Genomic DNA, 14,103 nt, shown 5'->3' on the forward strand with positions numbered 1-14,103 from the left:
ATACTGAAATGGAGAGACAACCCAATGAAACGATTCAACAACTTCCGAAAAATATCTGATCTCTTGCAAGGCCTTCTCAATATCTGTCTGTTCTTTTTGGCCATTGCCTTAAGCGTTCTCTTAATCAGTGAAACATGGTACATTGTCCAATTTGTTTATAAGACACTGTTCAACAAAGGAGAAAGCTATTATGGAATGCTTGGGGAACTGCTGATCTTCTTTATGTACTTTGAGTTTATTGCCTTAATTATTAAATACTTTAAATCTAACTTTCATTTTCCGCTTCGATACTTTATTTATATTGGAATCACAGCTGTCATCCGTTTGATTATCATTGATCATGAAGAGGCAGTATCGACCTTCTGGTGGGCGCTGGCCATTCTTGCCATGACCTGTGCACTCTTTATCGCGAGCAAAAGAGATGCTGCTCAAGAGCATGAGGAAGTGAAGTAAGGAAAGAAGACGAACGATGACCGTTCGTCTTTTTTCATGTCTGGACATTGATCAGATGAACACTCGATCGTTATCTGTCTATTAATGAACGGTTAGGGTCAGATTGACAATTGATTGTCATGCGTCTAAAAAGTAGAATATGAGTAACAATAAATAAACAGTTGTTCATTAATGAATAAGTGTTTATTGTGGTGAGTGATCAGCTGGATAAAAAGGTTTTTTCCTGATGTACGTCTTCATATGGTATGCTTTAGAAGCCTTATCTTTCCATCGACATCAATCATCATGATTCTATGAACAGGGGCGATCATATGCGAAGTATTCAAAGTTTTTTAGTAGAAAAGCTGCTTGTTTTGACGAAAAAGAAACTCAATGTAAATGATTATCTAGAAGAGCGAAGAAGGGCAAATCAATTACCTTATGAATTGCCTGAAAAACTTAAGAATAAGTACAAAATCACTAAAAATCACTCGTTTCCAGTCGATACGTATATGCTGAAATCAAATGTTCAGCCGGATGACTATCAAGTGTTGTTTATACCCGGTGGCGGCTATATTGAACAGCCTTTGACTTGGCATTGGCGTTTTTTAGACCGATTGACGAAGCAATTAAATAGTACGGTGTATGTACCGGTTTATCCAAAAGCACCGAACCATCAATATATGGATGCGATCGAGAGTGTCCTTCCTGTGTACCAAGCTCTTTTAGAGAAAGGAACACCTGAAAAAATCGTGATCATGGGTGATTCTGCTGGCGGAGGTTTATCGTTAGCTTTTGCTCAATACTTGGAAAAAAAGGGCTTGCCGCAGCCAGGGAATATCATTCTTTTATCACCATGGCTAGATGTTACATTAAGCAACCCTGATATCGCTGCTATGGTTCCAAAAGAACCAATGCTCAATCTAGCATTATTAATTGAAGCAGGAAAAAGATATGCGGGTGACATGGATGAAACACACCACTTAGTCAGTCCAATCTATGGAGAGATCAAGTCACTTGGACGAATTTCTGTTTTTATAGGCACTCACGAATTCTTCCTCCCGGATGCCCGTAAATTCAAAGAGATGGCAGATAAGCAGGGGGTTCCAATAAACTATATAGAATATCCTAAAATGAATCACGTGTTTCCTGTTTTCCCTATACCAGAAGCAAAAAAAGCGTTAAACCAAATTGTCGAGATTATTGAAAGTAATACATTCCCTTTGAAAGAATGCAATGAATAAGAAATAGGAATGAGGATGACTAGCGAGGCTGGCCATTCTCGTTTCTGTTTAAAGGAGCAAAAAATTGACAGATACCAAGACAGAACCATTCTCATTTACAAGCATGCAGCAGGCAGCACCTGTGCATATTCCAAAAAGACAATTCATGACATCACATGACGGCACAAGCCTTGCTTTTTATCCGTTTATAGCTGAAAAGAAGAACGAGGCAAATGTCATCTTAATCCATGGTGGAGGCGCTCACAGCCTAGCTGGTTATGAGCATATCGCCCATACGCTGCAGCATGATTTTCATGTGAATACGTTTTTGCTCGATTTAAGAGGTCACGGGCATTCGGGTGGAAAAAGGGGTGATACACCTAATATCACGGATGTGTGGCAGGATATATCGCAGTTTGTGGATGCGGTCAAACAGCAGCAAAAAGGAGCCGTTTATCTTTGCGGTCATTCATCTGGAGCGGGATTGCTGTTAAACTATCTATCTTGGCCGAAAAAAAGAGAAGTTGATGGCTACTTTTTTATCGCACCTGAATTTGGCTATCAATCCGATACTGCAAGGTCAGATCAAATTCCTTTTGCGGCCGTTCAAGTATGGAAATTCGTTCTGTCTGCGATGACAAAAGGAATGTTGATGGGTCATTCTGAAGCCGTACGTTTTCATTATCCAAAATGGGCAGTCGAGCAGGATCCGCTTTTATTGACAGCCATCACCGTCAATTTATCTCTTGCCTTAACCCCGTCTGCACCTAAAAAACAATTTGCGAGAATGGATCGGCCATATGCGATGTTAGTAGGCAGCGAGGATGAACTGTATGATATAGAAAAATTTCCTGCCTATCATGAGCTGCCAAATGAATCGATCCAACAACAATCAGTCTATCAAGTGCTGGATGGACACACCCATTTGTCGATTCTACTAGAAGTGGGAAAACATATTGGAAGAACGATCCAAGTGTGGAATCGTTCTATTTAGCATGACCAACTAGTCAACACTCTCCCGTTTTCTTAAAAATTTACATTGACACCATCCTTTTCTATGATAAAATCATAGTGTGATAATGAGAATCGTTATCAAACGATATGACTACATATAGAATGGATAGGTGAGGTACATGTTCAAGAAATCTTTTTGGTCGCTATTAGTTGTGCTCTCCATCGTTTTACTTGCAGCTTGCGGCAGCAATAGCAGTAACGGCAAGTCAGATAGTAAAGAGAAAACAAGAACCGTTGAAAGCGCTATCGGTTCAACTGAAATTAAAGGATCGCCTAAACGTGTGGTGACACTGTACCAAGGAGCAACGGATGCAGCAGTCGCTATGGGCATTAAACCAGTGGGTGTCGTTGAATCATGGCTTGAAGCACCTACGTATAAATATTTAAGAGATGACTTAAAGGATGTTAAAATTGTTGGGCAGGAAACACAGCCAAACTTAGAGGAAATTGAAAAGCTCAAGCCTGATTTGATCATTGCATCAAAAATCCGCCACGAGCAAATTTTTGATCAGCTGAAAGAAATCGCTCCAACTGTTGCAACTGAAACTGTGTTCACATTCAAAGATACAGTGAAGTTGATGGGTGAAGCGTTAAATCAGGAAGACAAATCAAAAGAATTGCTGACGAAGTGGGATGACCGCGTCGCTGACTTCAAAGAAAAAGCGAAAAAAGACATCAAAAACTGGCCAATGAGTGTATCTGTAGTAAACTTCCGTGCAGATCATGCAAGAATCTATCAAACTGGTTTCGCAGGGTCGATTTTAACAGAGTTAGGCTTTGAAGGACCTAAGAATGTCAAAGATAAAAAGCAAGACATCATTACACTTACAGACAAAGAGAGCATTCCGCAAATGGATGCAGACGTAATCTATTACTTTATGGATGAACAAGATAAGGCAGTTGAGAAAGCATATAAAGAGTGGACAAGTCATCCTTTATGGAAGCAGCTTGACGCAGTGAAAGCGAAACAAGTGCATAAAGTAGATGAAATCACTTGGAACATGGGCGGCGGTATTATCGCTGCAAACATGATGCTTGATGATATTTACGATCGTCTAGGAATTGATAAATAAGTCATAACAGAGGAGAAAATGTGAATATACCATTTTCTCCTTTTTTCCATAACAGATTGAAAGCGGGAATCAGATGAGAAGTTTATTAAAAAAGGATTCAAGCAAGGCACTGCTTTTTGCTGGATTCATTGTGTTGATGTTGGTCTTTTTTATGCTCAGTATTTCCCTTGGGCAAACCTCAATTTCCCTCAAAGCCACCATCCATGCTTTTCTTCAATTTGATGAATCGGATCCAAACAGTGTCATTGTCATGACATCCAGATTATCAAGGGCTTTAATCGCAACAGTCGTTGGCTCAAGCCTAGCGATTTCAGGTGCACTCATGCAGGCATTGACGAGAAATCCGCTTGCGGCGCCTGATTTATTAGGAATTAATGCAGGTGGACTATTTTTTATCGTGATTTCGATTGTTTTCTTTTCAACAGAGTCGTTAACTGGCTATATGTGGACAGCCTTTCTAGGCGCAGCGATTGCAGGGATGCTCGTTTTTGTATTGGGCTCCATTGGAAGAGATGGATTGACGCCGGTCAAAATTGTCCTTGCAGGTGCGGCGATATCTGCACTGTTTGCGTCCTTTACACAAGGTCTTTTAATCGTGAATGAACAGTCGATTCAAAGCATTTTGTTCTGGATGGCTGGTTCAGTGTCTGGAAGAAGCATTGATATGTTAATCCCTGTTTTGCCTTATATTTTAGGTGCGACTATTGTGGCGCTGCTTCTTGGACGTTCTATTAATGTTCTTTTGTCGGGAGACGATATTGCCAAAGGACTTGGCCAGCGTACACTGTTGCTGAAAATAACGATGGGTGTACTCGTCGTCTTTTTAGCAGGTGGTTCCGTCGCTGTTGCTGGTTCAATTGGTTTTGTTGGTTTTCTTGTGCCGCATATTGTGAAAAAGCTTGTCGGGCCTGACCACCGCTGGGTACTGCCGTATTGTGCCGTTGTGGGGGCGTCGCTTTTACTTGCCGCGGATTTGGCGGCTCGTTTTCTGATCATGCCGCAGGAAGTGCCGATTGGTGTCATGACGGCGGTAGCAGGAGCGCCTCTATTTGTTTATCTCGTGCGCAAGGGGTTGAAGACAGGTGGCTAAAACATATACAGTGCGTTCTAAAGGCGGGCGCATTTCATTTCAATTTTCAAAGCGGACATTTTTGATTTTGCTTTTATTGACGGCCATTGCCTTTGGTTTATTTATTCTCAGTCTCAGTATGGGAAGCCGGTTCATTCAGCCGGTGGATGTGCTACTTCATTTAATCGGTCAGGGAGAGGGAAATTCCTTTGTGTTAAATACGCTGAGAATTCCCCGAACGCTGCTGGCTGTCTTAGTCGGAGCCGCGCTTGCGGTATCAGGGCTTATTTTGCAGGGATTGATCCGCAACCCGCTTGCATCACCTGACATCATTGGGATTACGAGTGGTGCTTCGTTTGGTGCGATTATGTTCATTGTCTTTTGGATGGGCACTGTGCCCATTGCTTATCAATCCTTATGGGCGATTGCAGGTGCTTTTGCGGTATCGTGCCTGATCTATTTGCTTTCATGGAAAAAAGGGGTCAAACCGATCACACTTGTCCTGATGGGAATAGGGATTTCCGCCATTATGAAGGCATGCGTGACGTTTACGCTTGTTCTTAGTGATACGATGACAACGACAAAGTCATACATCTGGCTGACGGGCAGCTTATATGGTTCTACGATGAAAGACGTCATTGCGATGCTTCCTTGGGTGATGATCATTTTACCGATTGTCATGGTGTTAGCAAGAACGATGAATGTAAAAGAACTTGGCGATGATCTTGCAACAGGTCTCGGTGTAAAAGTGCAGGCGAAACGATTATTCTTTCTCCTGATGAGTGTGACATTGGCTGGTGTTGCTGTCGCATTTGCAGGCGGCATTGAATTTGTTGGACTCATGGCGCCGCACGTTGCACGGATGATCATTGGCCGTTCTTTCATAGCGCTTGTCCCAGCATCTGCGCTTGTTGGGAGTATTCTCGTGATGCTGGCTGATCTTGTGGCTAGAACCGCATTTCTACCGTTAGATGTCCCAGCAGGTGTATTTACGGCGGCAATTGGTGCACCGTTCTTTATTTATTTGTTATATCAACAGCGTAATCGATAAACAGAAGATGGGGGTTTTGATATGAGGCCAGAGTGGGTTGAGAGAGAATTACTTGATTTTGGGGTACACATCACAAATGGACCAATGACATCTGATCGCACACTTGCTGCGCTTTTTTCAGAAGCAGCCATCATGCGTTTATTAGAAGCTGAAAAGGAAGCGATGCATGCACCGAATCTTGCGGTAGCAGCATCTATGTTTTCAAAGCGGTATGCCTACTTAGCGGTCAGTTCCTCTTTATACTTGATGACGCTGTATGACGGTGTCTATCAGTTTCCACCAGCAGCATGTGCATTTAGAGAGGATCGAAAAATTGAAATGGATGAGGCGGCGTGTTCGTTTGTTCCACTAGAAGGAGACCGGCATGAATGGAGAGAGAAGGCCGTGCGTGCGCTCTTTACGGAGTGTGTTACGCCTCTTTTAGACGTGCTGAACCGCACATCAAAACTTTCTTATCGTATTTTATGGGAAAATGTAGCGGTTCGAATCAACTCTCTTTATCGAAGCATGATGCGGGAAGCGGAAGAGCCTGCGGTGAAGCAGCGTGTGCGGGAGGATTATCTGTATCTGAAACAAGCGGCTGGTGATGTATTCGGAGCTCAGCAAAATCCATTTCAACACAGCCTAAACCTAGACGACAGCTTACTAGAAACATCCAACCGGAAAACCTGCTGTATGTATTATAAGCTTGAGAAAAAATCGGAGAGTCTCGATTATTGTCTTGTTTGTCCGCTTGAACAAAAGAAAGGCACTGCTTGCTCGTAGCAGTGCCTTTTTTTTATTCCCAAATCTCACTTGCCCATTCAGGATGATCAATAAAAGGGTTGCGGTTGTGCTGATACGTTTGATAGATGACCTCATTGCGGTTCCGTTCGATTTGATCGACTGGATCCTGCTTGTGCCATTTGAGAAGCACAGACATTTTGCCGTGAAGAGGAGAGCTTCCATTATTCACTTTATCGTTCAATTCTAAATCTGGAAAGCGGTCATCGCCTTCGTATCGAACCGCCATATAAAAGAGCATTCTCGCAACATCTCCTTTGACCCGGTTGTGAGGTTCGAATGAGTCGCTGTCGTAGAAATTGCCCGGCGCTCCTTTGTATTCATTACCACCCGTGTCAAAATCTAAATTTCCGCGTGTGCTATTCGTTTGCACATCTGTCGCACGAAGGTGGTGGAGATCTGTCCCAGGCCCTTGGCTTGTCCCGAAATTGCCGTGAGACTTGGCCCAGACATGCTCCCGGTTCCACTGGCCCACATTTCCGCCATTCGACTGCTTTGAGCGGGAGGCACCACTATAAAGCAGCAGCACATTGTTTGGGTTATTGGGGTCTTCATCTGTTTTCTTTAAGGCATCCCAAACCTGGCTGTAGGATAGCTGCGTATGATCATCAATGATATCGTGTAAGGCTTTCTTAAGAGCGGGTCCTGATTTGCCAGCAGCAGATTGGTAATAGGAATCGATTTGACTTGTAGCGGCAGTTTGCGTTTTTTGTACAGAAGTTTCGTTTTGAAGCTGTAACGGGGAAAAGGTGATCGTTTGACTTGGTTCATTCAGCGTGAAGGTTTGAGCATTTGCAGCTGGAGGCAGCGGGGCGGCTAATGTGCCGAATATCATCAATCCGGCGGCCACAGTTCCAAATAAAGTTCTTTTCATTCGATTTCCTCCTTGATAGGGAATGTATTCTCTTTATTTCTATCATATTGCCATGAAGAAATAAATGGATTTCTCGTAAATTTTATGTAATAAGTTCGCAGGAAAAGAGATTGCTATTTTATTCACATTACTGTATAAGTGGGCATATAAGGATGGACAGCAAGGGAGAGGATGGATCACGTGAAAGAACTGCAAACACCTTCAAGAACGATTATGACACCGGGACCCGTTGAAGTAGACCCGAGAGTGCTCCGTGTAATGAGCACGCCTATTCTCGGTCAATTTGATCCAGCATTTACACACATTATGAATGAAACAATGACCTTATTGCGGTCACTTTTTCAAACAGAAAACAAATGGGCTTATCCAATCGACGGTACGTCTCGTTCAGGGCTTGAAGCTGTGCTCGCCAGTGTGATTGAGCCGGGAGATTCAATGCTTGTGCCTGTCTTTGGCCGTTTCGGTCACCTGCTCATTGAAATAGGACAGCGCTACGGTGCTGAAGTACATACAATGGAATGTGAATGGGGGACGGTTTTTGATCCTGACGACATCATCCAAGAAATAAAGCAGGTCAAGCCTAAAATCGTTGCAATGGTTCATGGGGAAACATCGACTGGACGATTGCAGCCGCTCAAGCAAATCGGTGAAGCATGCCGGGCTCTTGATGCGCTGTTCATTGTAGACGCTGTGGCAACGATTGGCGGTGTCGAGGTAAAAGTGGATGAATGGAAAATTGATGCGGCGATTGGCGGCACGCAGAAATGTTTATCTGTTCCATCAGGTATGTCACCTATTACGTATAATGACCGAGTCGCAGCTGTCATTGAATCGAGAAAGAAAGTAGAAAAAGGCATTGCGACACAGGATGAATTACAAAAACAAATCGATATTTCTCCAATCAAAAGCAATTATTTTGATTTAAGCCAGCTTCAGGATTATTGGAGCCCAAGACGATTAAATCATCATACAGAAGCAACAACGATGCTCTATGCACTGCGAGAAGGGGTTCGTCTTGTGCTGGAAGAAGGGCTCTCTGAACGTTTTCAAAGGCACGCATTTCATGAGAAAGCCTTGATGAAGGGTCTTGAAGCAATGGGTCTTGAATTGTTTGGTGATCCAGATTGTAAAATGCCGGTTGTGACTTGTATTGTCATTCCAAGTGGTATTGACGGAGAAGCGGTCCGTGCCGACCTGCTCCATCATTTTGGGATTGAGATTGCAAGCTCCTTTGGCCCGCTTGCCGGCCGTATATGGAGAATTGGGACAATGGGTTACAGCTGCCGAAAGGAAAATGTACTGTTTGTGTTAGCAGGGCTTGAAGCGATCCTCATCAAACACGGTGCGTCTATCCATTGCGGAGCAGGGCTTCAGGCGGCTCTTTCTATCTATGAACAAGCTGAATAACGTGATACCTCATACTCGCCATTGGCGGGTATTTTTTATTTGGAAAAGAACGCTAATTTTTGAAAAACTAGACTTATAGATGAGGTTATCGCTATACTGGAGAAGTTCTCATATTTTTGTCATCATTTTCATTTATTTTGCAGAAAGAGGTTTTTTGTATGAAGAAGATGGGCAGATTATACATTTTGATGCTCAATATTTTTATTGCCATGCTTGGCTTTGGCCTCATTGTACCTGTGATGCCGAGTTACATCGAAGCCTTTGGTGCAACAGGAAAAACACTCGGCTTTCTTGTCGCTGCAACAGGTTTTACACAATTTGCGTTATCGCCGGTTGCCGGCGCACTGACCGATCGATTTGGACGAAGAAAATTGATCATTGCCGGGATTGCCGGCTTTACGATTGCTCAGTTTATTTTTGCTTTTGCTGATCAGCTTTGGATGCTGTTTGTGTCTCGGTTTTTAGGCGGTGCTGCCGGGGCTTTACTCATGCCGGCCATGTTTGCATACATCGCTGATATCACAAGTGAAAAGGACCGTGGGAAAGGAATGGGTTTATTTAGTGCAGCAATGACACTAGGTTTTGTCATTGGGCCGGGCGTAGGCGGTTATTTGGTTGAGTACGGGATCGCTTTTCCTTTTCTGATTGCCGGTTCCTTTGCTGCTCTTTCTACCTTGTTATCCATCCTCTTCTTACCTGAAACATTAACAAAGGAAAAACAGGAAGAGGCGCGGCTCAACAAGCATATTCATTTCAATCCTTTTGTGCAAATGATCGAGGCCCTAAGGACATCGTACGGCTTTTTATTTATATTGGCCTTTGTCCTCAATTTCGGAATCATTCATTTTGAATCGATTTTCGGCTTATATGTAGACCAAAAACACGGATTTTCACCGAAGGATATTGCGTTTGTGATTACGGTTGCGGGTCTTGCTGGGGTGCTTGTCCAAGGGGCGTTAGTGAATGCCTGTGTGAAACGATTTGGGGAGATGAGAGTCGTGCGTTATGCGCTGTTAGGTGCGGCTTTCATGCTGATCGCCTGCCGTTTTGCGCCATCCTTTTGGTTGATTTTTACGGGTTCGATTTTATTTTTATCGGCTACGTCATTCGTCCGACCAGCCCTCAATACATTGCTGTCCAAGATGGCAGGCAATCAGCAAGGGGTAGCAGGCGGTCTCAATACATCCTTTATGAGCCTTGCCAACATCGTCGGACCGAGTCTTGCGGGTATATTATTTGATGTGAATATTGAGTTTCCTTTTATGTTTGGAACACTGGTGCTTTGCGTAAGCTTCGCTGCATCCATCGTGTGGGGGAAAAAAGTGCAGCATGCTCATGCAGCGCAAGGAAGATTGTAGTTGATCTACAGTCTTTTTTTATTGAATGAAATGTATTTAGAAAAATTCCAATTAAAAATAGTATATGTTTTATATTTTATCTAAATGAATAGTAGAGTTTATCAATATTTAAACCTTTTTCTGAGAGAGAATTCATATATTTAGGTCTTTGAGATCAATAAAAACTTGTTAATAAAATACTGAATTATACATTTTGTGTAAAAAGTGATTGATTGGTTTTTTCGGCAATGGTAACATCAATCTCGACAGCATGAGGTAACTGAGATAATCAAGAGAAAAGGGGATAGAAAATGAAGAAGTTTATTTTTGCCATTATATTTTTTATCGTCACCATGTTTAGTACAGCAGTTCATGCGGCAGAAATTGATCATGACAAGGTAGTTGGTTTTAGAGAAGTCAACCCAACAACTGTTACACAAAAAGCGGCGAAAAAAATCCAGCCTTATTTGAAAGTATGGCATGGATGTGTACCATTCCCAGCTGTAGATGCTGCTGGAAACACAAGCAGAGGGTTAAAAACGAGCGGTTCACATAATGGTGGATGCAGCAGTAATATCGGTCAAGTATATTCACGTTCAGATTGGTACAATGGCAGCTGGGCGATTATGTATGCTTGGTATTTCCCAAAAGATAATCCTTCACCGGGCTTTGGTCATCGTCACGATTGGGAATCCATTGTCGTTTGGATTGACAACCCAGCTGTAGCCAACCCGCGTGTTCAATCAATTGCTTACTCAGGTCATGGACAATATAAGAAAGTAGCACCGAGTGCAGCAAGTATTTTAGGGACAAATCCTTTAGTAGGTTATGATAGCAACTGGCCATTAAATCATGAGTTGAATGTAAGCGGCAATGTGAGTGGAAAAGGGATGCAGCCTTTAATTGGCTGGGATGATTTAACGCCGGCTGCAAGACATGCATTGAATACAACAGACTTTGGTAGTGCAAACGTACCTTTCAAAGACAGTAACTTTAAAAACAATTTAGCAAAAGCGTGGTATCGATAAGATTAGCTATGATAAAAAACCGATCATCTAAAAAATGATCGGTTTCAGCGTGTAGACAAACCTTCGCATTCTTTGTCAGGTCTGCGCTCCGGTGCTCACGAATGTCAAATTCGCTCCGCTCCGGTACTCGTCCTTCCTAGACTTCAAAGGTTTTCTATCACGCTGAAAAGAAGACAAAGTGCTAAAATAAAGATCATTTTAGCACTTTGTCAACAATCTGAAACCGATCATCTAAAAAATGATCGGTTTTTTTATAAACAAAATCGCATCAACTCTCATATTTCACGACAGGTGATTTTTCTTTATGAAGCGCACGAATCATCGCATCATCTACGTGTAAATGCTCTTTCACTAATTGAGGCGGGGTTAAGGCCATCCACTGATTCAACGAAATATCTGCAAACCGGTCACTTTTAAAAATTTCTAAAAACCAAAGGCTCGTTTGGCCGATATTTTGGATGTAATGCCCCATGCCAAAAGGAACATATCCAACATCACCGGCTCTGTAATTAAAGGTGCGGGCAGTACCACCTGCTCCAAAGACCGTCATTTTGGCTGTACCTGTTAAATAGTATTGCCACTCATCATTATTAGGGTGCCAGTGCATTTCTCTCATGCCGCCAGGTTTTACTTCAACAAGTGCAGCTGCAATCGTTTTTGAAATCGGGAAATTCCGTGAATCGACAATTCGGACTGTTCCGCCAGAGGTCGTTATTGGTTTTTGACGAAGAAGCTGGTGCGTAAATGGCGGCTTGATGCTGCCGTATGGATCAGATACCATTTGGCTTTCTAAGGATGACGGCGGTGAGCCTTGAAACATATAGCGCTGCTTATTTGGTATATGGTCAAATAATTTCTTAGGAACACCAAAATTGGCGGAGAGAATCTCTTTTGGTGTATGAGCAAACCAGTCTGTGATCGTGAATGTATCAAATTCAGAAAAATCTCCATCATCAAATACAAGAAGGAACTCACATCCATCCTCAAGCCCTTGAATGGAGTGCGGGATACCAGGTGGAAAATACCACAAATCGCCTTCTTCTATATCAGCGATCATATTTCGCCCTTCTGCATCTACAGATGTGATACGGGCTTTGCCTAAAATCATATACGCCCATTCCGCCTGCTTATGCCAATGAAGCTCACGAACACCTCCGCGTGTGAGCCGCATGTTGACACCTGCAATCGTTGTTGAAACAGGCAGCTCCCGCTTCGTAATTTCCCTCGACCAGCCGCCGTGATTCAAATGCATGTGTGTATCAGAAAATGAAAATTTTAAATTGGGGATTGTTCCGGCATCGGTTTTAGGGGGAACGAGCATATCTGGGTTCTCTATATCTCGAAGGACATCGCGCGGGCCTAAGTCGGTGGCACCCGCGCCATCCTTTCGAATGGGCTGCGGGATGTGACGGAGCTCATCATCCATTTGTCATCCCTCCTCGAGTCTCATTTTTCTCCTCCAAACTATATGAGGTTTCAGAAGAAAAAATTCAATCTGGATAGGAGGAGAGAAACATTTGAATACGGAAGGCTAAGCGCAGCCGCAATGTTGCGTCAGAATCTTTTAAGCTGATTCGAAGCAATTCTTCACACTTCTCGAGGCGATAAATGACCGTGTTGCGATGAATGGACAATCGTTTGGCTGTTTCTGAAATGTGGCAATGGGTTTCTAAATAGACAGATAAGGTGTGAAGAAGATTTTGATCGACTTGTGATGGATCAGATAACGGGTGTAGGTGCAGCTGATGAAACGTAATCATATCCTTTTTTGGAATGAGCCTTAGTAAATCTGGCACATCCTTTGCCTGATAAAACTGAATATATTCAGTCCGCGATGAGAGATGTCCGGTTTGAAGAGCCTCTAATGCCTCATTGTAGCCTTCAGACAGATGGGAGATGAGGCATCCCGTCAAGCTCACCCCAAAAGAAATAGTATGATTCACTTGCAGTTTAACAAGTATCTGCAACTGTTTTAAAAAAGAGCTGAGCCTGTCGCTCACCTCCAGCCAACTGCCAGTCTCCTCCATCAATACAACACCCATATCACCTTTGACAAAGAGGAAGGCAGGGAATGGACAGCTTGGAAGTGCATTTTCGAGCAGATCAATCACTTGATCTAAAACCATTTGCTGTTTCATAAAACATGTGGTATCACTACGCTGATCAAGCTGACAGATCATACATAGATAGCGGCATTCGGCGTTTAATCCAAACGCCTGAGCGAAATGTAAGGGATCTTGCTGGGAAGACGATGCCCTCTCTATCCATCTGCGAAAGCCCTCATTTCTAGCACGCTTGGCCGTTTGCAGAGCGGCATATTGTCTCATGCGCGCAATCGCTATTTCGTTCACTGCTTTTGCAATCATCGCATGCAATGCTTTATTCTGCGGATTAATGAAAGAAAGGATGACCAGATAATCACATGTTTGTTCGTTTAGATCAATTGGAAAGACGGAAAAGGTTTGTTTGGCATGTATCATCGAAAAAGAATGAGTTGTCCTGCTTTGAAAAAGGGGAAGAATGTGCATCCATTCTGGGCTCGAGATCATGGGGTGCGAGGAATAGAGAATTCGTCCATGCTGGTTAAACAAATAGATGGGCTTGTGAATCTTTTTGGCCATTTTTTGTAAAATTTCAAACTGGTTATCGTCTATGTTCATATCCATTCAATCTCCTTTATTGGTGAAGATGAATAAAAAAATGGACAATCACTGTCAACATCTCTGATATGCATTTTATGTTATCAGCTAAAATCATTTTAGATAGAAAGTTGTCAATTAATATAACAAACAAACAGAACGTCAAGACAAAA

At 42.8% G+C, this 14,103-nt stretch carries 13 protein-coding genes; 10 read left to right on the forward strand and 3 right to left on the reverse strand.

Annotated features, from left to right (window positions below):
- Positions 1–24 precede the first annotated feature (24 nt).
- The 7 genes from psiE (at position 25) to ACLGGR_RS08980 (ending at position 6,627) form a co-directional block, all read left to right on the forward strand.
- Positions 25–453 (forward strand): phosphate-starvation-inducible protein PsiE, encoded by a 429-nt coding sequence (gene psiE / locus ACLGGR_RS08950; RefSeq protein WP_410972917.1) that lies wholly within the window; start codon positions 25–27, stop codon positions 451–453.
- 311 nt (positions 454–764) lie between these two features.
- Positions 765–1,676 carry an alpha/beta hydrolase gene (locus tag ACLGGR_RS08955; RefSeq protein ID WP_410972918.1) on the forward strand — a complete coding sequence of 304 codons (912 nt, stop codon included), beginning with the start codon at positions 765–767 and terminating at the stop codon, positions 1,674–1,676.
- 64 nt (positions 1,677–1,740) lie between these two features.
- Positions 1,741–2,649 (forward strand): alpha/beta fold hydrolase, encoded by a 909-nt coding sequence (locus ACLGGR_RS08960; protein WP_410972919.1) that lies wholly within the window; start codon positions 1,741–1,743, stop codon positions 2,647–2,649.
- Positions 2,650–2,788: 139 nt separating this feature from the next.
- Entirely contained in the window at positions 2,789–3,742 is a 954-nt protein-coding gene (locus ACLGGR_RS08965) for an ABC transporter substrate-binding protein (RefSeq protein WP_410972920.1), read from the forward strand.
- A 73-nt stretch (positions 3,743–3,815) separates the two neighbouring features.
- The gene (locus ACLGGR_RS08970) at positions 3,816–4,832 is read left to right on the forward strand and encodes a FecCD family ABC transporter permease (protein ID WP_410972921.1); all 1,017 of its coding nucleotides are present in this window, start codon (positions 3,816–3,818) and stop codon (positions 4,830–4,832) included.
- Positions 4,825–5,862, forward strand: coding sequence for a FecCD family ABC transporter permease (locus ACLGGR_RS08975; protein ID WP_142945131.1), 1,038 nt, complete (start codon positions 4,825–4,827; stop codon positions 5,860–5,862). The genes ACLGGR_RS08970 and ACLGGR_RS08975 overlap by 8 nt, the downstream gene beginning before the upstream one ends.
- Positions 5,863–5,883: 21 nt before the next feature.
- Entirely contained in the window at positions 5,884–6,627 is a 744-nt protein-coding gene (locus ACLGGR_RS08980) for an IucA/IucC family C-terminal-domain containing protein (protein ID WP_410972922.1), read from the forward strand.
- 13 nt (positions 6,628–6,640) lie between these two features.
- On the opposite strand, the gene ACLGGR_RS08985 is transcribed toward ACLGGR_RS08980, so the two are convergent.
- Positions 6,641–7,519: an endonuclease I family protein gene (locus tag ACLGGR_RS08985; protein WP_251215855.1), complete on the reverse strand. Its 879-nt coding sequence runs from the start codon at positions 7,517–7,519 to the stop codon at positions 6,641–6,643.
- Between the two features lie 171 nt (positions 7,520–7,690).
- Between ACLGGR_RS08985 and ACLGGR_RS08990 the strand changes: the two genes are divergently transcribed.
- The 3 genes from ACLGGR_RS08990 (at position 7,691) to ACLGGR_RS09000 (ending at position 11,291) form a co-directional block, all read left to right on the forward strand.
- Entirely contained in the window at positions 7,691–8,926 is a 1,236-nt protein-coding gene (locus ACLGGR_RS08990; protein WP_410972923.1) for a pyridoxal-phosphate-dependent aminotransferase family protein, read from the forward strand.
- Positions 8,927–9,084: 158 nt separating this feature from the next.
- Entirely contained in the window at positions 9,085–10,284 is a 1,200-nt protein-coding gene (locus ACLGGR_RS08995; RefSeq protein WP_142945127.1) for an MFS transporter, read from the forward strand.
- Between the two features lie 290 nt (positions 10,285–10,574).
- Positions 10,575–11,291, forward strand: coding sequence for an NPP1 family protein (locus ACLGGR_RS09000; protein WP_410972924.1), 717 nt, complete (start codon positions 10,575–10,577; stop codon positions 11,289–11,291).
- Between the two features lie 268 nt (positions 11,292–11,559).
- Here the strand turns inward: ACLGGR_RS09000 and ACLGGR_RS09005 are convergent, their stop codons facing one another.
- Together ACLGGR_RS09005 and ACLGGR_RS09010 are read right to left on the reverse strand one after the other, a co-directional pair.
- Positions 11,560–12,717, reverse strand: coding sequence for an oxalate decarboxylase family bicupin (locus ACLGGR_RS09005; RefSeq protein WP_410972925.1), 1,158 nt, complete (start codon positions 12,715–12,717; stop codon positions 11,560–11,562).
- Between the two features lie 64 nt (positions 12,718–12,781).
- Positions 12,782–13,951 carry a PucR family transcriptional regulator gene (locus tag ACLGGR_RS09010; protein WP_410972926.1) on the reverse strand — a complete coding sequence of 390 codons (1,170 nt, stop codon included), beginning with the start codon at positions 13,949–13,951 and terminating at the stop codon, positions 12,782–12,784.
- Positions 13,952–14,103: the final 152 nt, after the last annotated feature.

Source organism: Bacillus sp. BD48 (assembly GCF_046566805.1).
GTDB classification, from domain to species: Bacteria; Bacillota; Bacilli; order Bacillales; family Bacillaceae; genus Bacillus; species Bacillus safensis.